We start from the raw sequence: 25,070 nt of genomic DNA on the forward strand, positions 1-25,070 counted from the left end.
TCTCTGTTGCAGGCCTTTATACATCAACCAGTAGATCGGTCAACCGATCTAAAAAGTGCTTATCTGATCGGCATTAGGCCATTTGGTCTCCTTTTTTTATTTTTTTTCAAATTTAGCGAATAGCAAATAGCACTAATTCCGCTAGGTTGCTATGATGCTGATTACTGTTGAACCTGATTAGAGTAAAGTGGATGAAATTTAAATTACGCACCACGTTTGTAGCCATTATGGCAGGTGCTAGCTTGTTGCTTTCAGGCTGTGCAGCAACATCGGGTTCAAATGATGCTGCTTCTGGGCAAATGGTTGTTGCCCCTGTCATGCCAGATTATAAACTTGAAGTGACATTGGCCAAATTAAATGAAATTTTGGCTACAATGGAGCTGACAGATGAGCAACGAGCACGATTTCATTATGATCGTGGTGTCATTTACGATAGCGTGGGGCTGCGTTTATTAGGTCGAATTGACTTTCATCAAGCGTTAAAGTTACAGCCTGATCTTGCCGATGCTTATAATTTTCTTGGTATTTATTATACTCAAGAAGGCGAGTTTGAAAGCGCATACGAAGCATTCGATGGTGTATTAGAACTGGCACCAGAATACGATTACGCTTTTTTAAACCGAGGTATTGCTTTGTACTACGGTGAGCGCTATGAATTAGCTGTTCAAGATATGCAAGATTTCTATGCGCGCGATCCATCGGATGGTTATCGTGCGTTATGGCTTTATTTGATGTCATCACAAGTCAATACCGAAGCGGCTTTAACGGCATTAGTTAATCAGCGTACGCAACTGGCAGACAAATCTTGGTCAAGTGTCTTAGTTGATTACTATCTTGGTAAGTTGTCTAAACAACAGGTATTTTCTGCTGCTAAAGTGGAATTACGTGATGCTAAAGAATATGCAGAACGTTTATGTGAAGCTTATTTTTACTTAGGTAAACGCGCTGAACAACTTGGACAGTATCAAGATGCTGCTAATTACTATCGTTTAACTTTAGCTACCAATATTTATGATTTTGTTGAGCATCGTTATGCTCGTATTGAATTAGCAAAAGTTAAGCAAGTCATTGAGCAATCAACACCCTAATAAGGTATTTTACTATTCATCTAAGTGTAATGGTTTTTCACAATCAAAATCCTGTCGATGATACGTCAGCGGGATTTATGTCGCGAATTCAGCCATTACACGCCATCTTTATTAATGGGATGTCCTTGATTCTCATTGTTATTGAGGAGTTAGCTATCAATGACGGTAAAATATTTACCGATCCTATAACCGCTGTCATAGCTTGTAGGATGCAAGAGAACGATCCACTAGAACATTGGGTGCTCTTGGTCAAATTAGTCAGTGTAGAATAACTCAAAGCTAAAAACTGGCTCCCGCCTATCTCCGAGTTGATTAAACTGCTTGATATCAAGGGTATGCCAATCTAACTCACCATTCGAGTTTTATGTATAAACTTAATGATCATTTTTCATTTTCTCAAAACAATATTGACTAGGGCGTGCTAATCTTTGTTTTATAGAGTTTACATTAATGTTGATTTTATTTAGCATTGACGAATTATTACCTTGCAATTTTAATTTGTTGTTTTTTCAGTTTAAATATGCTGTCTCGTCATTGTAAATGCAGTAGCTAATCGTAAGTAGTTTGTTTTACTGAAGGCCTTTTATGTACAGAATTTATCTATCAGCCATCCTTTTGGTCATTCCTAGTCTTTCATTTGCGACAGAAATTGCAGATAAACCTAATTTAGATGAAATAGAAGTTCCCAAAAAATATGAAAAAACTTTTCCGATTTGGGCCCAAGAAGCCATTGATTTAGGTTATGAATTACCCAATCCATATGGAATAGGTATTACCTATATGTCTATGGAACAGCCATTATTTGTTGATAATGTCAGTTTTTCAGGACTAGGTGAAACCATAGATGATCGCGTCACTATTAAAGGTAACGAAGCTTATCAAGATTCCAAAACAGTTACTTTGCGAGCAGATTTGTGGGTGCTGCCATTTTTTAATGTTTATGGCATTTTAGGTAAGACCAAAGGAAGTAGCATTGCTAACGTCAGAGTGGAAGTTGATATTTTACCTCCATTTAAGCCAATTGAGTCTGACCCTTTTGATTTTGAATTAAACTTCGAAGGTCTAACCTATGGTATAGGTACCACTATTGCTGGCGGGGTTGGTGACTGGTTTGCGTTAATTGATATTAATTATACTAAAACTGATTTAGATATTTTAGATGGCGAAATTAGCTCGTTAGTACTTGCCCCCCGTGTAGGTTATCAATTTAAGATTTATGATCGTAACACTCAGGTATGGATTGGTGGTATGTACCAAGATGTAGATCAGAGTTTTGCTGGGTATTTGGTGGATATTGGCATTCCAATCTCAGGGGCCAAGTTTCAGGTTGATCAACATTTAGCTGAAAAATGGAATGGCGTTTTTGGCGGACAAATGACGATTGGCAATGGATTTGATCTATTGCTTGAAGCTGGTTTTGGTACGCGTACTAGTTTTATGGCGGGTGTCGGTTACAGATTTTGATAAAATGAAATTCATTGTAGTCAGTTTATTATTTTTATTAACCAGTGGCTGCAGCATAGTTGATGTTGTTGATCACCATCAAAAAAATAATGTTGTTAATGCAGGTTTTGAACGCCATCAAATAGAGTTAAATGAGGGCGGTGAACTCCATTATTGGCAAGGGGGAAACCCATCTGCTCCAGCCATTTTACTGCTTCATGGCTTTGGTGGAACAGGGATCACCAGCTGGTATGAAATCATGCGTGATTTGGTTCTGGATTATCATGTTATCGTGCCTGATTTATTATGGTTTGGTGACTCTTTTAGTCATGCGCCAGCCACAATAAAGACTGAAACCGAAGCCATACAACAATTAATTGACTTTTTAGCTCTTCAAAAAGTGAATGTAGTGGGGATTTCTTTTGGCGGTTTTGTCACCTTTGATTTAATGGTACACGAGCCTAAGGTTGATAAAGTTGTAATGTTAGCAAGTCCTGGCGTTTTTTTCTCTGATGTCGACTTACAAGCAATGACTCAGCGCTTTGGTGCTGAAAAACCTCAAGACGTTTTTGTTCCTAAAAATGGTGTACAAGTCCGTTTATTACTCGAAAATACATTTGTCGACTACCCTTGGATGCCAAGTTTCATTGATGAAGACGTCTATGAGTATTATTTTGCTGACTTCCTTGCTGAGAAAGAGTCGCTTATCACTACTTTACCTGCATATCGTGATGTACTCGCCTCTGAAATTATTTTTGATTCATTACCCCCAACATTACTTATTTGGGGGGAGAATGATAACGTTTTTCCTATACAAAATGGTCAATACTTTGCGGATTATCTAAATGCACCTATCATTATTATTCCCAATGGTGCTCACGGGCTAAGTAATGATTTTCCACAGCAAATTACACAAGAAATCAGGTCTTTTATTCAATGAAACACATATCAACGCCTTTTTTAACATTGGCCTTTTTTTTTCTTTTATCCATAGCGTTAAGTGCCTGTTCCAGCAATGAATGGGAAATTCAAGCTGTTCCAACAGATGTGGCTGTTGTTGCTGCCTTAGATGATTTTCCTGATCAAGCTTTGGTTCGAGACATTTTGGTTCCAGAGGAGTCACAATTACTTTTACCCCAAAGTGTTAGACCTTGTTGCGCGTTTGGGTTTGATCAAAAAGTGGCTTTAGGCTCGCTACCTATTCCATTTTTTCGTCTTGCCAATACCGTAGAACTTGATGATATTGGTGCTCATGCTTTTGATGCAGGTATTTTTAGTTATCAAAAGTCAGCACCGGACAGTGGTAAAAGTTCTGAACATAACGGCATGCTGTATACCCTGAAAGGGGGATTTATCGACTTAGCGCATGTTAGGGATACCGCTGATAATACCGTTGCTTTATTTTATCAAATTAAACCTAAGCTGGGGCAGGCTCAATCTATAAGTTTACCTTTTGAAATTGGTCATAGAACCATTGAGATTTCTGCGTTTGAGGTTGATCACTTGTCTGCGGGTCAACGTTGGGAATTAGCGGCAGCGTTAGCCGCTCGTTTAGCCTTTAGTATGGCAGAAGCACATGAAATATCTCAGTGGCATGGTTATCGCAGTTTTGCGCCATGGACAGAAGCGGTATCGGCTTATTCACTCGAAGATTTATATTCTAATATGCTGGGAGCAAAAATAGCGTTAGCTATTATAACTAATAATTTAGCGTTAAATCGTCAACAATATAATTATCACATGACAGCTTGGCTACACGGAACTTTATCATGGCTTCAGCCCTTGTCTACTGAGCAAACTAATGCATTTTTTAGTGCCGTGGACCGTGATTGGTGGAATTCAGATGAACCTTTACCCCATAAATTTGTTGTACTAAAACGTCACTACAAATTAGGCATGCAGCAAGCACCATTTCTGGTCAGTCAAGCTCAAGCACAAAGCAGTGGGCTTTGGGATAAGCTGGCTAAGTTTTTTGAAAAGCCGATTGAACCACAACACTTATCTTTAACTGGGGAAATGTTTGGTATCAATTTTGATGAAGTGGCAATCCAACATGTTACTGTTGATGAAGCCTTTCGCGCTTCATTTGAACATATCCCTGCACATTTATGGGTAAATGGATTTTCACATACCCAATTTGTTGAGATTGCTAAATATGATGCTGTTGTGGACTATGGATTATTACAGGAATATTTATCAGAAAATACACGATTAACCCACCAAGCTTTACCACCTGATGAAATAGCGGCAGAGCATCAAAAAGAGGTATATCAGCCAATAAATCAATCCATTTTAAATGAATAAAATACAAAGTGTCATAAGCTTGATTTTTACAGGTATACCCACCTTTTTTCATATTTCCAGTAATGGCGACTGGATAAGCTGCTGATAAGGTCCATTTACAAGCTGCAAGCTAGCAATTGACAGATTTGGATTCAGTGAAGCTAATCGGCCTCATATAACAACATCCAATAGCCTTGAATATTCTCATGGGGGGGGAGAAGCATTTTTAATGTTAAACCTTTTCAAATTACCCACGTTTCTACTATGTATTTCTTGCCTAAGTTTTCTAGAGGATTCGATTTCACTAATGTAAATGACTACCAATTTGATACTGTTTCAACTGATATCTATGTTGATTGATTCGCTGAAAGTGCCAGAAATCGCAGATCATTTTAGTAATCAGTCGTGGTACCCATGAACATCTGCGAACACCCCGTAAAAGAGTCATCGGTGAGTTTGAGGTTGCATTATATCGAGCAGCATTTAGCTAGTCGCTCCACCTTGGCTTATCGGGTAAATGCAAGGCGTAGAGAGAGATAGTTTCTAACCTGTTTTTTGATAAGTTACTGCCCTATATCGCTATTGGCTATCGTTTAAAGGTTAAACCCACAGACAATATACATTTAAATTTAGCTTTGGGAGAGGGATACAGTTTAATATTAATCAAACTTTTTATCCGCCCTAAAAATGAGCCGTCTGCTTTATTTGTTTTGTTATAACTCCCGTGGCTATTTATAAAATATGATTGAATAGCGATTTTATCCCAACGATTCTACAAGCATTGATTGTTTATAAAGCTTAGATAAGCGAAAATAGCGACCAATTACGATTAACATAACGGATTTGTTTCCCGAGCCGCAACACAGCGCTTGTAAGTGGATCTGTATATCCGTGTATTAACTAAAAGAATTTATTGATGCTAACCCAAAATTTTCTAGATGAAATCGATTGTCGCAGAACCTTTGCTATTATCTCGCACCCTGATGCGGGTAAAACTACCATTACTGAAAAAGTATTGTTATTTGGGCAGGCAATTCAAACCGCCGGAACGGTTAAAGGTCGTGGGTCTAAACAGCATGCTAAATCTGACTGGATGGAAATGGAAAAGGATCGTGGTATTTCTATTACCACATCAGTCATGCAGTTCCCTTACCGCGAATGCTTGGTCAATCTACTTGATACCCCAGGTCATGAAGATTTTTCTGAAGATACCTACCGTACACTCACGGCTGTGGACTCATGTTTGATGGTTATCGATGCCGCAAAAGGTGTTGAAGACCGGACACGTAAATTAATGGAAGTAACCCGTTTACGTGATACCCCCATTATCACCTTTATGAATAAATGTGACCGTGATATTCGCGATCCCATGGACGTGATGGATGAAGTTGAAAACGAACTTCAAATTGCCTGTGCGCCGATCACTTGGCCCATAGGCTGCGGTAAATCATTCAAAGGTGTTTATCACATTCACCGCGAAGAGGCGATTTTGTACCAAAGTGGTCTAGGTCATACAATCCAAGAAGTCCGTATTGTTAAGGGGATCGATAACCCAGAACTTGATAAAGCCATTGGTAGCGAATTAGCTGAGCAATTGCGTGAAGAGCTGGAGTTGGTAGTGGGTGCTTCACATGAATTTGATCTTGATGCATTTTTAAAAGGCGAGCTATCACCAGTGTATTTTGGTACTGCATTAGGTAACTTTGGTGTTGACCATATGCTAGATGGCCTTGTCCAATGGGCGCCAAAGCCACAACCTCGAAATACCGATGTGCGTGAAGTTACGGCGAAAGATGCTAATTTTTCTGGTTTTATCTTTAAAATTCAAGCAAACATGGATCCCAAGCATAGAGACCGTGTTGCATTTATGCGTGTGGTATCTGGTAAATACGAGAAAGGCATGAAAATGCATCATGTGCGTATTGGTAAAGATGTACGTATTTCTGATGCCTTGACCTTTGTGGCAGGTGATCGTGAGCAGGTTGAAGAGGCATATCCAGGTGATATCATCGGTTTGCATAACCACGGTACCATTCAAATAGGTGATACGTTTACCCAAGGTGAATCGCTTAAATTTACCGGTATTCCTAACTTTGCCCCAGAAATGTTCCGCCGCATTCGCTTAAAAGATCCTTTGAAGCAAAAGCAATTACTGAAAGGTTTGGTTCAGCTTGCTGAAGAAGGCGCGGTGCAGGTATTCAGGCCGTTAGACTCTAACGACCTCATTGTCGGCGCTGTTGGTGTACTGCAGTTTGAAGTGGTTGTTGGCCGTTTAAAGAGTGAATACAACGTTGAAGCTATTTATGAAGGTATTAGTGTGTCAACGGCTCGTTGGGTATATTGTAAGGATGAGCGCAAGTTAGAAGAGTTCCGTCGCAAGTGTAGTTCTAACTTAGCGTTAGATGGTGGCAATAATTTAACTTATATTGCACCGACAATGGTTAACCTTAACCTGTCTAAAGAGCGTTATCCTGATGTTGAGTTTGCTAAAACCCGCGAAAATTAATACTTTTTCAACTAGGCTTACTTAAACTTTTAAAGGCAGTGAATACTGCCTTTTTTATATCCATTTTTGAGCAGATGATGAAGCAGACCTTTTTTGACTCCCATGCACATCTAGACTTTGAAGAGTTTGATCATGACCGTGAAGCATTATTCATTAAAATGAAAGCTGAAGGAATTGATAGGGTACTTATTCCAGGTGTGAGTCCCGAACGATGGTCACGTCAGTTAGAAATCGCCAATCAATATCAATGTTTTTTTGGTTTAGGGATCCACCCTTGGTTTATACCGCCCGATTTAGATAAAGCGATAATTCATCTCGAAGCGCAAGTTAACCAACATCTTTCAAATCCCTTATTTGTTGCAATCGGAGAATGTGGATTAGATAAGCTTCGTTCGGACTTTACCGTACAAGTTGAGTTGTGCCATCAACAGCTCCTATTAGCAAAAAAATATCATTTACCCGTGATCTTGCATGCGGTTAAATGCCATGCGGAATTAATTGCCTTATTGACCAAAACAAAGTTACCCCATGGCGGAGTTATTCATGGCTTTTATGGCAGTGTTGAGATTGCAAAGCAGTACCAACTTTTAGGGTTTAAATTAGGAATTGGCGGCTTATTGCTCAATCCGATGGCAAAAAAGTTACATCATGTGGTATCAGAACTGCCATTAGACATGTTCATCATCGAGACAGATTCGCCAAGTATGACGCCAATAAATTCACCTGAAAAGCGGAATTCACCGCTTATTTTGCCCGCGATTATCGAAAAAATGGCTTTTTTGCGTAAAAAATCAACTGTTCTTATATTAGAACAGGTTAATAAAAACACTTTGCAACTATATGAGCTTTAATTGTTTTTTTTAAAACGATCTCTATTTTGTAAAGTTATCTCGCGTAAATATATGAAACTAAACTCTAAAAGTTTGATCAAAACGACGCTTTTCCTCAAATGCTCGGTTATAATCTGTCTCGGAAATAAGGTGAGTTAACAAGATTAATAAGAACTGTTAACAATTAAATAAGGGTGATGTTTAATGGATATAATTATGAGTTTAGTAGGGGTGGTCACCCTACTAGCGATAGGTTTCTTACTATCGACAAATAAAAAAGCTATTAACGTACGTACCGTAGGTGGCGCTTTAGCAATTCAAGCGTTCTTTGCCGGTTTCGTATTGTATGTGCCAATTGGTCAACAAGTATTAGGCGGTGTTTCAACGGCTGTTGCTGATGTGATTGGTTATTCTCAAGCGGGTATCAACTTCCTATTTGGTGGTTTAGGTACTGACGCAATGTTTGGTAATGGCGTTGGCTTCGTATTCGCGGTTCGCGTATTACCCGTCATTATTTTCTTCTCTTCATTAATCGCGGTTCTTTATTACCTAGGCATCATGCAGATGGTAATTAAGTTTCTTGGTGGTGGATTACAAAAAGCACTTGGTACAAGCCGCACAGAGTCAATGTCTGCAACAGCAAACATCTTCGTAGGCCAAACTGAAGCGCCTTTAGTTGTCCGTCCTTTTATTCCTACTATGACTAACTCTGAGTTATTCGCAATCATGGTTGGTGGCTTAGCGTCAATCGCTGGTGCGGTATTAGCGGGTTATGCTGGTATGGGCGTTAAAATTGAGTATTTGGTTGCGGCATCATTTATGGCGGCACCAGGTGGCTTGATGATGGCGAAGCTGATGCACCCAGAAACAGAAGAAACTAACAACGACATGACAGACTTACCGGAAGACTCTGATAAGCCTGCAAACGTAATTGATGCTGCTGCATCAGGTGCTGCGTCTGGTATGCACTTAGCATTAAACGTGGGCGCTATGTTACTTGCTTTCGTTGGTTTGATTGCAATGGTTAACGGCATGCTTGGTGGTATTGGTGGCTGGTTTGGTTTTGAAGGTCTATCACTAGAGTTAATTCTTGGCTATATCTTTATGCCTTTAGCATTCCTAATCGGTGTGCCTTGGAGCGAAGCTATGGTGGCTGGCTCTTTCATCGGTCAAAAGATTGTTGTTAACGAATTTGTGGCTTACTTAAACTTTGCTCCTTACTTAAAAGATGTTGCTGATGGTGGCATGTTGGTTGAAGCAACAGGTCAAGCAATGACTGATCGTACTCAAGCGATTATCTCATTCGCACTGTGTGGTTTTGCTAACTTATCTTCAATTGCAATTCTATTAGGTGGTTTAGGTTCAATGGCTCCTAACCGTCGTCATGACTTAGCTAAGTTAGGTGTGCGTGCGGTAATCGCTGCATCATTAGCTAACTTAATGAGTGCGACACTTGCTGGTTTATTCTTAGCGCTATAATTGCTGGATATTCATAGAAAGCGGGCTTTACAGGCGCTTAGTCGTAAAGCCCGATATTTGAGATTACGTTGTCATAATGATTGGCGTTAATCCACCGGTTTCCAAAGTACATATAGTGATGATTGAGCCAAGGTTAATGGCTTTGATCATGACACTTTAGAGTGACAATAACTTGTTAGTGCGATGTTGCAACAAAGTCGCGACATTGTTCACAGAATAGAATTTAGTATTCGTTTTTTGCTGATTTAATATTGTGATTTACAACAATAACGGTAGAATGCGCTTGCTTAAAACAAAAGCTGTCCTTGAAGATGGCCAAACAATGAAAAATGGGGTTGATGATGAAAAACGTTAAAACTTTAACTTTAATTGCTGCAGCAGTTGCTGCAATGACAACTGGTACAGTACAAGCTGAACAGTACTACGGTTTTGCTAACGTATCAGTAAACTATTTAGATTGGTCTGGTGGTACTGTAGACCGTTCTACTGCTGAAGGTGGCCAAAAAGCTGATTTCGTATATCTTGAAGTTGAAGGTGGCGCTGGTTACGATTGGGGTGATGTCTACGGCTTTATCGATTTCGAAAATCCAACTAAAGGTGACTGGGGTTACGATGCTGGTGAAGATGCTGCTGAAGCCTTCCGTATTGCAGCTAAAGGTTCTGTAGCGGTAAACATCGGTGAAACTAACTGGAATTACTACGGTCACCTATACAGTATTTCTGATTCTTCAGGTTTTTATGAGCAAAACATCGTATTAGGTGTTAGCTACGACATCAACACTGATTTCGGCCTATGGGTTAAGCCTTTCTTAGGTGCTCACTATGTACACAATAACTTCATTGGTGCTGGTTTCAACGGCGGCATGGCTGGTTGGGTACTAGGTTATAACTTCAAGCTTGGTGGTCAAGACTTCATGATCACTAACTGGAATGAAATCGAATTTGCACGTGCTGATGAGTACCGTGGTTTCTGCACAGCAGATACTTGTGCTGGCCCTGGCGATGCTGGTTGGGTTGAAACTAACGGTGATAGCACTGGTCTAAATGGTGCGGTAGCGCTTTGGTGGAACGCGACTTCTAAGTTCACTCTTGGTTTACAGTACCGTTATGCTGATAACAAGCTAGGTACGCCAGCTTATCAAAATGCAGCAATTTTCTCTGCTAAGTACAACTTCTAATTTGTGCTTTGGAGCCATGCTTGCATGGCTCCACTTTATCCTTACTAAAGGGCATTATCTAAGTTTCAATGTCTTTTATTAAGCATAAGTAAAACGCGCTAAAATGGAATTTTCGCGGAAATTGCTAAAATAATTTTTATTTTGCCTTTTCCGGTCTTCAAGGATTCAAGTCGTGGTACTCGTTATCAGATTGAATACTTAGGTTAGTAAATCATTTATATTTACTGGCAATATATGAAGACTCGGCCATAACTATAATCATACGCCACTTCACTTTGTTGCCCTGACAAAAATTATCTACTGATTTTATTTACGGAGAGCAAAAATGACTGATTTAAAAAAAGCGGCACAAATGGGTATTTCGTTAATGGATTTAACCACTTTGAACGATGATGATACCGATCAAAAAGTTATCGACTTGTGCCATAAAGCCAAAACGCCAGCAGGTAATACCGCTGCGATTTGTATTTACCCTCGTTTTATTCCTATTGCACGTAAAACCTTGAATGATCTTGACTGTGAAGACATCAAAATCGCGACCGTGACTAACTTCCCACATGGTAATGATGATATTGCTATTGCAGTATTAGAAACCCGAGCAGCGGTTGCTTATGGTGCCGATGAAGTAGATGTCGTTTTTCCATATCGTGCATTAATGGCGGGTAACGAAACTGTGGGTTTCGAGCTGGTTAAAGCCTGTAAAGAAGCCTGTGGTGATGAAGCTATTCTTAAAGTCATCATTGAATCTGGCGAATTAAAAGATCCAGCATTAATTCGCAAGGCTTCTGAATTATCTATCGATGCAGGTGCTGACTTCATTAAAACATCGACTGGTAAAGTCCCTGTTAATGCCACCCTAGAAGCGGCTGAGATCATGTTAACCGTGATCAGTGAAAAGAACCGTAAAGTCGGCTTTAAACCAGCCGGCGGCGTAAAAGATGCAGCAAAAACAGCTGAGTTTTTAGCGGTTGCAGCCAGTATTTTAGGTGAGGAATGGATCACGCCTGAGACATTCCGTTTTGGTGCTTCTAGCCTGCTTAACAGTTTATTACACACGTTAGAATTAGCTGACGCGCCAAAGCCTACTCAAGGCTATTAATTCCAATTCAATGTGGTAGCTGAGGTTTATTGTCTATCGACAATCAACCTCATCGCTACAGATATTTTTGGCGATCCCACTCTAGCTCATAATGGATTGCCTAGATGGAGGTTATATTATGTTCCTCGCACAAGAAATTATCCGTAAAAAGCGTAACGGTGAAGCACTTTCCACTGCAGAAATTCAATTCTTTGTAAACGGCATTACTCACAATACTGTCTCAGAAGGGCAAATTGCTGCTCTAGGTATGGCGGTGTATTTCAATGATATGAATATGGATGAGCGAATTGCGTTAACTTCCGCTATGCGTGATTCTGGCACTGTACTTGATTGGAGTGGTTTATCATTAAACGGTCCTATTATTGATAAGCACAGTACCGGTGGTGTTGGTGATGTGATTAGCTTAATGCTTGGCCCTATGGCTGCAGCATGTGGTGGTTTCGTTCCAATGATCTCAGGTCGTGGTTTAGGTCATACCGGCGGCACTTTAGACAAGTTTGACGCGATTCCAGGGTATCAGACAGAGCCATCTAGCGAGCTATTTCGTAAAGTTGTAAAAGAAGCCGGTGTGGCAATTATCGGGCAAACTGGCGATTTAGTTCCTGCTGATAAACGTTTTTATTCGATTCGTGACAACACGGCCACGGTTGAGTCAATTTCACTCATCACTGCGTCAATTTTGTCTAAAAAGCTTGCCGCAGGGCTAGATGCTTTAGCTATGGATGTTAAAGTCGGCAGTGGCGCATTTATGCCGACTTATGCCGCTTCTGAAGAGCTTGCTAGAAGCATTACAGCTGTTGCTAATGGTGCTGGGACAAAAACTACCGCGTTATTAACTGACATGAATCAAGTGCTAGCATCTTGTGCCGGCAATGCTGTTGAAGTCCGTGAAGCGATTAACTTTTTAACGGGCCAATATCGTAATCCCAGATTGTATGAAGTGACTATGGGCTTGTGTTCAGAAATGCTTATTTTGGGCGGCATTGCACAAAATGATGCTCAGGCTCGTACCAAGTTAAATGCGGTATTAGATAACGGTAAAGCTGCTGAGATTTTTGGTAAAATGGTCAGTGGTCTTGGTGGTCCAAGCGATTTTGTTGAGGCCTATGACAAGTATCTACCCCATGCGCAAATTATTCGTCCTGTTTATGCAGACCAAGTTGGTTTTGCACACAGTATGGATACCCGCGAATTAGGTTTGGCAGTAGTCACTTTGGGGGGCGGTCGTCGTAAACCTGGTGATGCACTAGATTACAGTGTTGGCTTAACAGAAGTCTGCGCGCTTGGCGATGAGATTAGCGCAGATAAGCCACTTGCCATGATCCATGCTCAATCTGAGCAAGCATTTGAAGAAGCGGCTACAGCGGTTAGAGGGGCTATCCATATTGGTGATACGCAACCTGAAAAAACACCTGAAATATATCGCTATATTCGTGCTGAAGATTTATAGGAGTTAGGTATGAAACGTTCAATCATATTAATGTTAGATTCATTCGGTCTTGGCGCTGCAAGTGATGCAGATAAATTTGGCGATGTCGGTTCAGACACGTTTGGCCATATAGCGAAAGCCTGTGCAGAAGGTTTAGCGGATGTGGGCCGCCAAGGCCCCTTAAAATTACCTAACTTAGCGCGTTTAGGCTTAGGGCACGCAGGCTTTGAGTCGACCGGCCAGTTTGCCGCAGGGTTTGGTGACAATGTGGATGTTATTGGGGCTTACGGTCATGCTGAAGAACTCAGCTCCGGTAAAGATACCCCAAGTGGTCACTGGGAAATGGCAGGTGTTCCTGTGCTTTATGAGTGGGGATACTTCAGTGATTTGAAAAACTCATTCCCTAAAGAACTAACAGATAAAATTCTAGCCCGTGCGGGATTGGATGGTTTTTTAGGCAATTGTCATGCTTCAGGTACGACCATTTTAGAAGAACTCGGCCTAGAGCACATGAGTTCAGGTAAGCCAATTTTCTATACCTCTGCAGATTCGGTGTTCCAAATCGCCTGTCATGAAGAAACTTTCGGGTTAGAAAATTTGTATCGCCTATGCGAAATAGCCCGTGAAGAACTTGAGCCTTATAATATTGGCCGTGTTATAGCGCGTCCATTTGTGGGCACGGGGCCTGCTGATTTTGCGCGTACAGGTAATCGCCATGATTATGCGGTTCAACCACCCGCGCCAACCGTGTTAGATAAGCTTAAAGCCGCAGGTGGTGAAGTCGTAAGTATTGGTAAAATCGCTGATATTTATGCCAATTGCGGGATTACTCAGCAATATAAAGCGACAGGTCTTGAACAACTGTTCGATGCAACTTTAGAGCAGGTAAAACGTGCGGGTGATAATACCATTGTTTTTACCAACTTTGTTGATTTCGACTCTCACTATGGTCATCGCCGCGATATCGCGGGGTATGCCAAGGCGCTTGAATATTTCGACTCACGTTTACCTGAGTTGTTAGCTATCTTATCTGAAGATGATTTCCTATTACTGACAGCCGATCACGGTTGTGATCCAACTTGGAAAGGGACCGAGCACACTCGTGAACACGTGCCAGTTTTAGCATATGGTGCAGGATTAAAAGCCGGCTCTTTAGGCCGTCGTAAGTCATTTGCTGATATGGGACAGTCAATTGCAAGCTATTTCAAGTTAGAACCGATGGAATATGGTGAATCTTTCTTAAATTAGTCACATTTTCGAACGGCGGTTCTATAAAAAGTTTAATGTGTTTGTTAAACTATCAACATAATTAAGCGGTACTAAATAAAATAGAGACATAGGGGTTTTAACATGGCTACACCACATATTAATGCAGTTGAAGGCGCGTTTGCTGAAACAGTTCTTTTTCCAGGTGATCCATTACGTGCCAAGTATATTGCAGAAACATTTTTAGAAAATGTTGAGCAGGTAACTGATGTACGTAATATGCTAGGCTTCACGGGTACGTACAAAGGTAAGCGTATTTCTGTTATGGGTTCAGGTATGGGTATTCCATCTTGTTCTATCTATGCCCATGAGTTAATCAAAGAATACGGCGTTAAAAACTTAATCCGTGTTGGTACATGTGGCGCTATTAGCACAGATGTAAAGGTACGTGACGTAATTATTGGTATGGGTGCATGTACAGACTCTCAAGCTAACCGTTTACGCTTTAAAAACCAAGACTTTGCAGCCATTGCCGATTATAGCCTATTAAGTGCTGTTGTTGACTCAGCTAAAGCCCACGGTACTAAAATTCAAGTGGGTAATGTTTTCTCTGCTGACTTGTTCTATACACCTGATCCTGAAATGTTTGACGTTATGGAAAGAATGGGTGTGTTAGGTGTCGAAATGGAAGCGGCGGGTTTATACGGTGTTGCGCATGAATTAGGTGCGAAAGCATTGTGCGTTGTTACAGTGTCTGACCATATTCGTACCGGTGAAAAAACCTCTTCTGAAGAGCGTCAAACCACCTTTAACGACATGATCGTGATGACTTTAGATGCTGCATTAACACTTTAATATTGTTAAAGCTTCAATAAAAAATGGGCGCTTATAGCGCCCATTTTTGTAGGTTATTTTTGAGGTTCATTCTGGTCAGTTGTTTCTTGTGCTGCAAAATGCTTCTTAAACTGTTTAATCCGTGTTTTACGACGATCAAAGTCAGCACGTTTGAATGATAATGCCCGCGACAGCAAAAAGCCGATAAAGCAAGCCGTTAATAGCATCCACTTTAGTAACTCCATATTTTTTTGATGTAAATATTTAATTTCATCAAAAAATATACTGAGATCTAAGCGCACTTCAACATAACCCAAATTGTTATCTTGTTGCATAACATTTTCAATTAAAGGTGGATAACCTGCCAGTAATTGTCGTAATGCCTCTGAATCAGGACCTAAATCATCCGTTGTTACTGACTGGGCAAAAGCCAATCTCACTCCCTGTGAATTATAAATATTCACTGACATCACTTTGGGATCTGCTGCCAAAGTAGACGCTAGCCATTGCAACTGCTCATCATTTTGCAAAAACATGGCTGGTGCTGCACCATTTGCCGCCTGCTGGGCAAGGGTTCTAGCCATCAGCTGTGTTTGTGAACTCAGCAGTTTTTGACCGTTTTTCAAGCTACTTTGCCACAGGTTGATTAGTCCAAATACTAAACATATGGCAAGAATAACTTGAATGATCCTGCTAATTTTTTGTCTTTTCTTGAGACCTTTAACAAAAATCACTTTAATCCTTAGTCATTTTTCTATTTAATGAAACGCTTTCAATAGCGCCTGACTGCCATTTTTCAATGGTTTGTGGTGTGGAAATTATATTAATCTAAAAACTCATCAGTAGATAGTTGTAATCAAAGAGGTTAGACCCATGCACAATCATCGCACAGCATCGCCTACGCAAAGCGTAGTCAATAAGAATGGAGATACTATTCTAACGTGGTTATTGTCATCCTCTATAAACGAATATCTACATAATGGTCAATTATGCCAGCGTTATCACGAGTCCGACTATCATAATCAGGTTGCAGCATCATTTTCTGAGCGTGTTCGAGTGGTGTTTGAGCAGTCTGCTCAACAACACATCGATATATGGTTAGACTCATTATCAGTGACTGCAAGTTTTGCATTACTTTCGCGTAATAATGATTTAATAGGGGTTGAGATAGCAACTCAAAAGCCGCTCAATGAACTGATAGCCACCTTTGAGCAAACTATCTCTCAAAAAGGCTTGGCTGCTGAGTTATTAGTCATTACTAAACCACTACCCTTGCTCCATCAAAAAGGGTTACTTGTGATGGATATGGATTCAACCGCCATTCAAATTGAATGTATTGATGAGTTAGCCGCCTTGGCAGGTGTTGGTGATGAAGTGGCTGCCGTAACGGCCAGTGCGATGCGAGGTGAGCTAGATTTTGAACAAAGCTTGCGCTTACGAGTCAGCAAATTAGCTGATGCTGATGCGACTATCATTGATACCTTGTGTAAAACCTTACCTTTAATGCCTGGTTTGACCGCATCTTTAGAGGAGTTGCAATCCAACCAATGGCGAGTCGTTGTTGCTTCTGGTGGCTTTACGCCATTCGTGAATCATCTTATGCACCAGTTAAAGTTAGATGCGGCATTTGCTAATGAATTAGTCATCGAAGAGGGCAAGTTGACAGGGCAAGTGACAGGAGAGGTGGTTGATGCACAATACAAAGCCAATGTTATCGGCAAGTGTGCCCAAAAGTGGCAAATACAAGCTGGGCAAGTTGTGGCCATTGGTGATGGTGCGAATGATATCCCAATGATCCAGGCTGCTGATTTAGGGGTTGCCTTTCATGCCAAACCCAAACTGATAGCAGCGGCCAATTTAGCGGTAAGCCAGCTAGATTTAAGGGCATTGGTATTTTGCCTGCAAGGGTAGCGTTAAGTATAACGTTACTGATGCATCAGCTAAGCTGAAGTTTTTTACGACAAATGTATTTAAACTCCCCCCTCAAAAAAGTCATATTTTTGGGGGAGTGGTTATAGTGCTTTTGATTTTGTATGTCATTCAGTATTTAATGCCTTCTTTGAACCACAATCAGTTCTCTATCAAAACTAACAGCACTACTACCAGTGTTGTGGCTCAGGCCATTCCACTTAAAACTTATTTTCTTTGAGAAATATACTTTGTTTACTGACAATGAAAAACTTTATTTAGGATATTTGCTCTATTTGGGTTGATATTAACGGCCGATATGATTAAGTTTTAAACCTGTATCTTCAATAAAAATAGATAGCGCTTTGAAATCACCCATTCAACAGTCTTTGTTTATCCCTTATCGACAAGGGCAATTGCATGTGCGTTTTATCCCAGCAACAGGGACGAATAAACATCTTACTCCCATTTTGATGTTACATGGCGCGATGTCGAACGGTCGGGTTTTTTATAGTGATTCTGGTCGTGGTTTAGGCTGCTTTCTTGCTGAACAAGGTTTTGATATTTATGTACTCGATACCGCAGGAAGGGGTAAGAGTACACCATTGATTGACAAGCATTATGGCCTAGGCCAGGGGGAAGTCATCAGAGAGCAATTGCCCTTAGTACAGTCATTTATTTTACAACGTCATCCTTTAGCGGCAAAAGTGCACTGGTGCGCTCATTCCTGGGGCGGCGTATTGATGGCAAGTAGTTTGATCCGCTTTACTGATTTACAAGCGAGTGTGGCATCATTTTTAACTTTTGGCACCAAACGTACCATTAAAATTAAATCATTGCGCAAATGGCTAATGGTTGACCTTTTTTGGAATCGATTCGCGCCATTTGTTGCCACTAAGCAGGGTTTTTTTGATGCTTATCGTTATCGCTTTGGTATGGATAATGAAAGCCATCTATCTTTGATTCAATCCATTGACTGGGTAAGAGGTGAGTGGATTGATCATGATGATCATTTTAATTATGCCATAGCCGCTCAAAAGACAATCTGGCCAACCACATGGTTTATTGCGGGGAAAAATGACACCGTACTGGGTAACCCTGCGGATGTACAAGATATGATGGCAGAGTGTGGTTTTCAGCACGCTGAATATACTTTGCTGGCCAAAGAGCATGGCTATTTATACGATTATGGCCATGCGGATATGTTGACCCATAAGCAGGCAAGTGAAGATCACTTTATTAAAGTGAAGCACTGGTACTTAGCACAATCGGATTAGCAGCTCGAATGTTTCAAATTAACTGGGTTCTTTGACTTTGGTTAATTGTGGGAAACGTAACAAAACTTCTTGACTGATATCGAGAAACTCACCTAAACCTATGACTTGCCATAGTTGTTCTTCAAGTTGTTTGGCTTTGTGGTTAGCATGGATTTGAATGTAAGCTAATTCACGTCGAATATAGGTCATATCGGGTTTGTCGGCCATACCAAAGTAAACCCTTAAAGCCATAAATCGGCCTAATCTTTGGCCTTGTGCAATGAAGGCAAGTTGCTCTTCAGTAGTTAAATCGGAAGTGATTTTACAATTAAGATTAATCGTGCCGCGCGCATGGCGAGTTATTTGGATAAACACTTCAAAAAACTGTAAGTCTGTGATCGTTTTCATGGCTTTGATTGGCTCAAGGATGCGATCTTTGAAAACCCCATTTTCCATTATTGGTGCGAGGTTATACTGCATAATTTGTTCAGTATCTTGTGAGAATAAATGACTGATTTCATCCACTTTAGTCCCAATCCCAATCGCTGAGATACTAAAGGATTTACTGTGTTTCTCGACAAAGTAGGGCACGCTAGCTATTTCACGCATCATCAGGTTTTTCATGCCATCGGCCAGCTCTTTTTGTTCGCCGTCTTTGTCTGACAATTTTTCAAGTTTGTCTTGATTATGGCTGATGAGTTTACTTAAAAACTCTACTCCCATATGGGGATCATGACCAATCAAAGCGCTTAAATGAAGCACTTTACTATCAGACCGAGTACGTATCAGTTGATATGACAAGTTATTTAAGTTTGTTTTACCCGCTTTCGCTTGTAAGCGAGGAAAACTAATAATTACTGATGCTGGGGTGGTAAAGTCCATCGGTTCATCTAGGGTGATTTGTAGCCCACGACTTGAAATATCATGGGTAATACCTGAGGCGGTTTTATTTCCTTGTTTAATTGTGACTAACGTTTTAAAAGCAAAGCGTGACTCGTGGCGACGCTCTGTAAATGGCATCGATATTTTTTTGATGCTATTGGCATTTATTTTTCGCTGGGCAAATACCTTCAGTTGGTTAACATCTTGGTCTTTAAACCAGGATTGATACTGTGAATTGACCTGACTGTTGGTGAGGTCACAGATTTGGACGATATGACTAAAACTGGCTAATTGCTGCTCTGTTAATGCCCCGTAGCGAGCATCATCACCCGGTAGGGTTGAGGTTTTATAATTTTGTTGATGATCGATTCGTTGGCTGGTGAGTTTAAATATACGCCAACTTGGCTTTTTGGACCCAAACCCCAAGAACAAGCCTAAGTGACCATTTTGGATTAACTCAAATTGGCTGGCTGAATAAAAGTGCACTTTACCGTTGGCGACGTGAGTAAAACAAAAAATGATTTGATGCTCTGCTATGTCGGGCGATTTTATCAGATGCACCAAACGATTATTGGTCAGCATCCCGGGAAGTTGGCTGACATCTCTTTCATCTTGGAATAAATGCATCAAAGAATGGTTACCGCGCCCAAGTAAGGCATGGGTAATGTGTGGTTTGCCTTCTTTGATGGAGATATACAAAGGTAAATGTGGTTGCAAAGGCAAATAATGCCGCTCAAACCCTAATCCAGTGGCGTTAACAATGACATCGTTAACATCCACTTTATAGCGAAACTTGTATCCTTGAATTAGCTGGGTAATCACCTTATCGAGCTCTTCGCCGACCCCAAGTCGCTTTAATCTGAAGATGGCGTTGTCATCTTTATTTTGTATATCAACAATTTGGTAATCAACACCTTGTTGTAGATCTTCAAAATAAAACTCTTCATTCAAATCAAGCAACTTTACGCGCAAGGGCTTTTCGGTTTGAAAGTTATGTTTAACAGGTAATTTTACTCTTGCGCCACCTACGGATAAGTCGAGGGTTGCGCCTAACACTTCTGCACTGCCTGATTGTGATGCTGAGATTTTAATGCTGTAGTTCATGCGCTCTTCACTACGATTAAAATAACTGCCTAATACTATGCCAGGGACGATAAACGGGAAGGTGCCGGTGACGATTTCTTGAGTTGGAGATTCTTGTCTTTGTTGCTTACGCATTTTGTGCTGTTTAATCACATTTTCGTAAACGCCTAAAGTGTATTTATTACGATAAATGGGTAAGGCTTGTTCAAGGGCTTCTTTTGACGGTGCATCTAAAAAGTGTCTTTGTTTACCAATCACAACTTCTTCGCAAGGCAGCTCGGTTTTATCTCGTAAATCAATTATGCGCGTACAAGGTGCCGAAATACGATTAAGCTCCATTTTCAGTAAAAAACGGGTAGAATTCGACTCATCAGCCGTGAAGCTTTCGAACAGTTCCTGAAAGTCAGGTTCCATCAGCAGGGGTTTGAGTTGTTCTATTAGCGCGCTGTGATTGTCTAGGCTCATCTTCTTTTATCGTTGTTAATGCTTCTCGTGAGTCTGGCTGTTAATCTTATCGGCATGAAGAGATATCGCTTTATCAATTGTTTGGTTTAAATCTGATTCTATACTGAATTCCAATCAATGATAAAGTTTAGCAAACAATTATAGTGTGGGCGTTTATTTACAGAGAACGGGATAACGTTCATTTGTGACCTTTTAATCATATTTACTGATGAGTATTATGGCAAAGAATAAAACAGCATATGTATGTAACGAATGTGGTCAAGATTTTCCCCGCTGGCAAGGTCAATGTAATGCTTGTCAGGAATGGAACACGATTACTGAGGTGCGTTTAGGCGCGAGTAGTGCAACGCGAACTCATCAATTTAGTGGTTATGCTGGTGAGACCAGCAAAAAAGTGCAAACACTTGATCAAATTGACTTAAATGAATTACCCCGTATTGCCAGTACATTTGCTGAACTCGACAGAGTATTAGGCGGCGGTATTGTTCCAGGCAGCGCGATTTTAATTGGCGGACACCCTGGGGCCGGTAAAAGTACACTGTTATTACAAACCCTGTGTCAGCTTGCGCAAACTATGCCGGCACTCTATGTCACTGGTGAAGAGTCTTTACAGCAAGTGGCTATGCGCGCGCATCGATTGGGATTACCGACACAAAATTTACGTATGTTGTCAGAGACAAGCGTAGAAGCTATTTGTGATGTGGCTTTACAAGAAAAGCCAAAAGTAATTGTTGTCGACTCGATTCAAGTGATGCACATGAGCGACATTCAATCTTCGCCTGGCAGTGTTTCACAGGTACGAGAATCGGCATCTTATCTGACACGATTTGCAAAGCAGCATAGCATCGCAGTGATTATGGTTGGTCATGTCACTAAAGATGGCAGTTTGGCTGGCCCTAAAGTGTTAGAGCATTGTATTGATTGCTCGGTGATGTTTGAGGGAGACAGCGACAGTCGTTATCGCACCCTACGCTCCCATAAAAATCGTTTTGGTGCGATTAATGAGTTAGGCGTTTTTGCGATGACCGAGCGAGGATTAAAAGAAGTGGCTAACCCTTCTGCCATATTTTTATCCAGAGGCGAGGAAGCGGCATCGGGTTCATTAGTCATGGTCGTGTGGGAGGGCACGCGTCCATTATTGGTCGAGTTGCAAGTGCTGGTTGATAGTTCTGCCATGTCCAACCCTCGAAGAGTTGCGGTAGGCATGGATGCGAACCGTTTAGCCATGCTACTGGCCGTTATGCACCGCCATGGTGGATTGTTGATGTCTGATCAAGACGTTTTTGTAAACGTGGTGGGCGGGGTAAAGGTCACTGAAACCAGTGCCGATCTCACCTTACTGTTGGCAATGGTGTCGAGTTTTCGTGGTGAAGTATTGCCTAGCGATCTTGTTGTATTTGGTGAGGTAGGTCTATCGGGTGAAATTAGACCCGTACCGAATGGTCAAGAACGGTTAATCGAAGCCGCTAAACATGGCTTTAAACGCGCTATAGTGCCTAAAGCCAATGCACCTAAAAAACCGCCATTAGGAATGGAAGTGATAGGGGTAAGTAAATTGTCTGAAGCGCTAGACGCACTATAAAGTGCGTTTATAATGATGCTTATTCTTCTGGTTGAATAAGCATTTCCAGTTCACGGTTAAGTAATTCAGCATCACCAAGGTTAAGCTCAATAATTCGACGTAAATGACTGATACTTTCAACATCAATATGCAAGCTACGCAAGCCTAAATGATGACTGGTTTTATGAACCACTTCAGTATGCATGACAAGTTGCACATCTGAGTCGGGTAACACAAACTCTAATATCACACGGCTGTGTAGCTCGCCGGTGAAAAGTTCTGGAATTTCAACCAGTGCGCCATTTAGGCTTAAATCAAGAATTGTGGTGCGCCAAGTCGAATCATCTTGAGCAAGATAAGCATTAGCATCAAATAAAATTCGAGAAAACTTGCGTCTTTCATCCATTGGTCAGTCCTTAATAATTTAACGCATGGCTAACTTTAGCATACGTTACCTTTGTCTATAAAACAGTAATCATTTCGCCTAATAGGTGATTATTTCTTCCGTGAGTATGAAACATAATCCGACTCCTTGGTCTGGTGATGTGTTTAAAGTAACCTGACCTTCAACTACTTGTACCACCAAATTAAAAACCATATCTCATTCCTCTATAATCTTGGCCGCATTTTGTGGAAAAGAATGGCTGAATATTTGTGCTGGTATATCGGCCAATATACCGCAACCATCTTCAGAATTAATGATTTTTAAGCTTTACAGGTTAAGATTAAAGCAAGCTCACCCACTTTATCATCAGCACTGTTAGATCGTTAATGATGTTGGCGAGAGACAGTTTTTAGACCATCATAAATGGACTCTCAAATCTGTTGAATTTTGCTGGTTGAATGTTATCCGCTCACTTAAGAGTCGCGTTTGTTTGTCATTTGTATTGTGATATTTAAGTTTATAGCTAAATCAAGGAAATGCTAATTGGTGCTGATTTGAAAAAATAAAAAAGGAGCCATATTGGCTCCTTTGCAGTTTTTATCATTCAAATTTTACAAAATGAGATGTCCCATTAAGGCAATAACAGGTAACGTCACTATGGTGCGTAAAATGAAAATCACAAATAATTCTAAAAAGTTGACCGGAATTTTACTGCCAATCAGTAATGCACCCACTTCACTCATATAAATGAGCTGTGTGACAGACAAGGCTGCTATTACAAAGCGTGTGAGATCTGATTCAATTGAACTTGCTAAAATTGAAGGGATAAACATATCAGCAAATCCGACAACGATGGTTTTTGATGCTGCAGTGGCTTCTGGAATTTGTAATAGTTCCAGTAACGGAATAAACGGCATGCCTAAATAGTTAAATATAGGCGTATATTCGGCAAGAATAAGAGCCATAGTGCCAATTGCCATAACCACTGGAATGATACCGAAAATCATATCGACAACATTTTTTAAGCCGTCGGTAAAAACTTTTTTCACGCTGGTGGCTTGTGATGCGCGGCTGAGCGCTTGATGGTATCCCCATGAAAACACCCCATGTCCTTGTGGGACTATTTCATCATCAGGGTGACGGGGGGTGTTATCAATGTAGTGGTCTTTTTTCCATGATAATGGCGGCAATTTGGGAACAATTATCGCAGCCATTATGCCTGCAAAACAAACTGTCAGATAAAAGGGCACAAACAGGTGCTCTAAGCGAACCTGAGAAATGACCACCAAGCTAAAGGTGATTGACACGGCTGAAAATGTGGTACCAATAACTGCGGCTTCTCGTTGGGTGTAAAAACGCGTTTCGTATTGTTGGCTGGTCATCAAAATGCCGACACTGCCATCACCTAGCCATGAAGCGATACAATCGATTGCACTACGCCCAGGTAAATTAAAGATTGGGCGCATGATTTTAGTTAGCATGGTGCCAAAAAACTCAAGCAAACCGAAATTTAATAATAGCGGTAATAGCATACCGGCAAAGATAAATACTGAAAATAAAACTGGAAGTAAGTCGTTATACACTAAGCTGCCAGTATTCTCTGAAATAATCATTTCAGGGCCAATATTAAAGCAAGTTAGGGTAATAAATATGGCTCCGACAACGCGCATCAATAACCAAAAGCCCGATACGTTCAGTAACGCGGTTAAAAAGTGGCTTTTACGAACGAAAGCGGGGCGGATGATGGCGGCTAATACTGAAATAATGGCCATAAAAATGACGATGCCCGTAACAATAAGTTGTATTGAGCCTCCCATTGCCGATTGCAACGCTTTAGAAACGATAGCAATTGGGATGGTTAACCCATTTTCAGTAGTGACCGGCATGATAAAAAGTAACAGACCAATTAAAGAAGGGATAATAAAAGTCAGTATCGTTTTTAAGTTATGTCTTGGTTTTTGTTGGTTCACGGTTTCTGTACCTTAAAATCTACCCATTTTGGCAGCGAATAATTATCTAATCCGTCCATGAGGCGCTTACTGAAAGTTCGTCATGATTTTTGTGCGGCAAGGTTACCGCCAATTTCAGTCTAAGTAAAATGAATCACATAAATGCATAGTTATCACTTATTTTTGATTAACTATATTGTAAAGCA

The 25,070-nt window shown here is 40.7% G+C and carries 19 protein-coding genes; 15 read left to right on the forward strand and 4 right to left on the reverse strand.

Annotated features, from left to right (window positions below):
- The first annotated feature begins 191 nt into the window (after nucleotides 1–191).
- From nlpI to deoD, 12 genes are all read left to right on the forward strand, one after another.
- Nucleotides 192–1,088: a lipoprotein NlpI gene (gene nlpI, locus OHT75_RS08675; RefSeq protein ID WP_264726095.1), complete on the forward strand. Its 897-nt coding sequence runs from the start codon at nucleotides 192–194 to the stop codon at nucleotides 1,086–1,088.
- A 585-nt stretch (nucleotides 1,089–1,673) separates the two neighbouring features.
- Complete coding sequence (locus OHT75_RS08680) at nucleotides 1,674–2,552, forward strand: virulence protein (RefSeq protein ID WP_264726096.1); 879 nt, start codon at nucleotides 1,674–1,676, stop codon at nucleotides 2,550–2,552.
- A gap of 4 nt (nucleotides 2,553–2,556) precedes the next feature.
- Nucleotides 2,557–3,471, forward strand: coding sequence for an alpha/beta fold hydrolase (locus OHT75_RS08685; RefSeq protein ID WP_264726097.1), 915 nt, complete (start codon nucleotides 2,557–2,559; stop codon nucleotides 3,469–3,471).
- On the forward strand, nucleotides 3,468–4,835 hold the full coding sequence (locus OHT75_RS08690; protein WP_264726098.1) for a DUF4056 domain-containing protein: 1,368 nt from the start codon (nucleotides 3,468–3,470) through the stop codon (nucleotides 4,833–4,835). The genes OHT75_RS08685 and OHT75_RS08690 overlap by 4 nt, the downstream gene beginning before the upstream one ends.
- Nucleotides 4,836–5,730: 895 nt before the next feature.
- On the forward strand, nucleotides 5,731–7,320 hold the full coding sequence (gene prfC / locus OHT75_RS08695; RefSeq protein ID WP_264726099.1) for a peptide chain release factor 3: 1,590 nt from the start codon (nucleotides 5,731–5,733) through the stop codon (nucleotides 7,318–7,320).
- A gap of 74 nt (nucleotides 7,321–7,394) precedes the next feature.
- Nucleotides 7,395–8,171, forward strand: a complete 777-nt coding sequence (locus OHT75_RS08700; RefSeq protein WP_264726100.1) for a TatD family hydrolase — start codon at nucleotides 7,395–7,397, stop codon at nucleotides 8,169–8,171.
- 183 nt (nucleotides 8,172–8,354) lie between these two features.
- Nucleotides 8,355–9,629 carry a NupC/NupG family nucleoside CNT transporter gene (locus OHT75_RS08705; RefSeq protein ID WP_264726101.1) on the forward strand — a complete coding sequence of 425 codons (1,275 nt, stop codon included), beginning with the start codon at nucleotides 8,355–8,357 and terminating at the stop codon, nucleotides 9,627–9,629.
- 341 nt (nucleotides 9,630–9,970) lie between these two features.
- The gene (locus OHT75_RS08710; RefSeq protein ID WP_264726102.1) at nucleotides 9,971–10,807 is read left to right on the forward strand and encodes an outer membrane protein OmpK; all 837 of its coding nucleotides are present in this window, start codon (nucleotides 9,971–9,973) and stop codon (nucleotides 10,805–10,807) included.
- A 325-nt stretch (nucleotides 10,808–11,132) separates the two neighbouring features.
- On the forward strand, nucleotides 11,133–11,906 hold the full coding sequence (gene deoC, locus OHT75_RS08715; RefSeq protein ID WP_264726103.1) for a deoxyribose-phosphate aldolase: 774 nt from the start codon (nucleotides 11,133–11,135) through the stop codon (nucleotides 11,904–11,906).
- A 118-nt stretch (nucleotides 11,907–12,024) separates the two neighbouring features.
- Complete coding sequence (gene deoA / locus OHT75_RS08720; protein WP_264726104.1) at nucleotides 12,025–13,356, forward strand: thymidine phosphorylase; 1,332 nt, start codon at nucleotides 12,025–12,027, stop codon at nucleotides 13,354–13,356.
- Nucleotides 13,357–13,365: 9 nt separating this feature from the next.
- On the forward strand, nucleotides 13,366–14,583 hold the full coding sequence (locus OHT75_RS08725; protein ID WP_264726105.1) for a phosphopentomutase: 1,218 nt from the start codon (nucleotides 13,366–13,368) through the stop codon (nucleotides 14,581–14,583).
- Nucleotides 14,584–14,685: 102 nt separating this feature from the next.
- Nucleotides 14,686–15,396, forward strand: coding sequence for a purine-nucleoside phosphorylase (gene deoD, locus OHT75_RS08730; RefSeq protein ID WP_264726106.1), 711 nt, complete (start codon nucleotides 14,686–14,688; stop codon nucleotides 15,394–15,396).
- Nucleotides 15,397–15,449: 53 nt separating this feature from the next.
- On the opposite strand, the gene OHT75_RS08735 is transcribed toward deoD, so the two are convergent.
- Entirely contained in the window at nucleotides 15,450–16,109 is a 660-nt protein-coding gene (locus OHT75_RS08735) for an AhpA/YtjB family protein (RefSeq protein WP_264726107.1), read from the reverse strand.
- Nucleotides 16,110–16,248: 139 nt separating this feature from the next.
- Here OHT75_RS08735 and serB point away from each other — a divergent pair, with 139 nt between their 5' ends.
- Together serB and OHT75_RS08745 are read left to right on the forward strand one after the other, a co-directional pair.
- A complete protein-coding gene (gene serB / locus OHT75_RS08740; protein WP_264726108.1) occupies nucleotides 16,249–17,286 on the forward strand; it encodes a phosphoserine phosphatase SerB in 1,038 nt (345 codons plus the stop codon).
- Nucleotides 17,287–17,648: 362 nt separating this feature from the next.
- Nucleotides 17,649–18,560, forward strand: coding sequence for an alpha/beta hydrolase (locus OHT75_RS08745; protein WP_264726109.1), 912 nt, complete (start codon nucleotides 17,649–17,651; stop codon nucleotides 18,558–18,560).
- An 18-nt stretch (nucleotides 18,561–18,578) separates the two neighbouring features.
- On the opposite strand, the gene OHT75_RS08750 is transcribed toward OHT75_RS08745, so the two are convergent.
- A complete protein-coding gene (locus OHT75_RS08750; protein ID WP_264726110.1) occupies nucleotides 18,579–20,969 on the reverse strand; it encodes a PilZ domain-containing protein in 2,391 nt (796 codons plus the stop codon).
- A gap of 217 nt (nucleotides 20,970–21,186) precedes the next feature.
- On the opposite strand from OHT75_RS08750, the gene radA reads away from it, so the two are divergent.
- Nucleotides 21,187–22,551 (forward strand): DNA repair protein RadA, encoded by a 1,365-nt coding sequence (radA, locus tag OHT75_RS08755; protein WP_264726111.1) that lies wholly within the window; start codon nucleotides 21,187–21,189, stop codon nucleotides 22,549–22,551.
- 19 nt (nucleotides 22,552–22,570) lie between these two features.
- Here radA and OHT75_RS08760 read toward each other — a convergent pair whose 3' ends face one another.
- Complete coding sequence (locus OHT75_RS08760) at nucleotides 22,571–22,936, reverse strand: PilZ domain-containing protein (RefSeq protein ID WP_264726112.1); 366 nt, start codon at nucleotides 22,934–22,936, stop codon at nucleotides 22,571–22,573.
- 590 nt (nucleotides 22,937–23,526) lie between these two features.
- Nucleotides 23,527–24,885 carry a YjiH family protein gene (locus tag OHT75_RS08765; protein WP_406682001.1) on the reverse strand — a complete coding sequence of 453 codons (1,359 nt, stop codon included), beginning with the start codon at nucleotides 24,883–24,885 and terminating at the stop codon, nucleotides 23,527–23,529.
- Nucleotides 24,886–25,070: the final 185 nt, after the last annotated feature.

This window comes from Shewanella subflava (genome assembly GCF_025971955.1).
Classification (GTDB): Bacteria; Pseudomonadota; Gammaproteobacteria; order Enterobacterales; family Shewanellaceae; genus Shewanella; species Shewanella subflava.

Excerpts from the sequence above, each read along its gene's own strand:
- OHT75_RS08750 (WP_264726110.1), bottom strand. The coding sequence starts at position 20,969 with ATGAGCCTAGACAATCACAGCGCGCTAATAGAACAACTCAAACCCCTG.
- OHT75_RS08685 (WP_264726097.1), top strand. The coding sequence starts at position 2,557 with ATGAAATTCATTGTAGTCAGTTTATTATTTTTATTAACCAGTGGCTGC.
- deoA (WP_264726104.1), top strand. The coding sequence starts at position 12,025 with ATGTTCCTCGCACAAGAAATTATCCGTAAAAAGCGTAACGGTGAAGCA.
- deoD (WP_264726106.1), top strand. The coding sequence starts at position 14,686 with ATGGCTACACCACATATTAATGCAGTTGAAGGCGCGTTTGCTGAAACA.
- OHT75_RS08680 (WP_264726096.1), top strand. The coding sequence starts at position 1,674 with ATGTACAGAATTTATCTATCAGCCATCCTTTTGGTCATTCCTAGTCTT.
- OHT75_RS08705 (WP_264726101.1), top strand. The coding sequence starts at position 8,355 with ATGGATATAATTATGAGTTTAGTAGGGGTGGTCACCCTACTAGCGATA.
- OHT75_RS08690 (WP_264726098.1), top strand. The coding sequence starts at position 3,468 with ATGAAACACATATCAACGCCTTTTTTAACATTGGCCTTTTTTTTTCTT.
- OHT75_RS08710 (WP_264726102.1), top strand. The coding sequence starts at position 9,971 with ATGAAAAACGTTAAAACTTTAACTTTAATTGCTGCAGCAGTTGCTGCA.
- OHT75_RS08700 (WP_264726100.1), top strand. The coding sequence starts at position 7,395 with ATGATGAAGCAGACCTTTTTTGACTCCCATGCACATCTAGACTTTGAA.
- deoC (WP_264726103.1), top strand. The coding sequence starts at position 11,133 with ATGACTGATTTAAAAAAAGCGGCACAAATGGGTATTTCGTTAATGGAT.
- nlpI (WP_264726095.1), top strand. The coding sequence starts at position 192 with ATGAAATTTAAATTACGCACCACGTTTGTAGCCATTATGGCAGGTGCT.
- OHT75_RS08760 (WP_264726112.1), bottom strand. The coding sequence starts at position 22,936 with ATGGATGAAAGACGCAAGTTTTCTCGAATTTTATTTGATGCTAATGCT.
- OHT75_RS08725 (WP_264726105.1), top strand. The coding sequence starts at position 13,366 with ATGAAACGTTCAATCATATTAATGTTAGATTCATTCGGTCTTGGCGCT.
- serB (WP_264726108.1), top strand. The coding sequence starts at position 16,249 with ATGCACAATCATCGCACAGCATCGCCTACGCAAAGCGTAGTCAATAAG.
- prfC (WP_264726099.1), top strand. The coding sequence starts at position 5,731 with ATGCTAACCCAAAATTTTCTAGATGAAATCGATTGTCGCAGAACCTTT.
- radA (WP_264726111.1), top strand. The coding sequence starts at position 21,187 with ATGGCAAAGAATAAAACAGCATATGTATGTAACGAATGTGGTCAAGAT.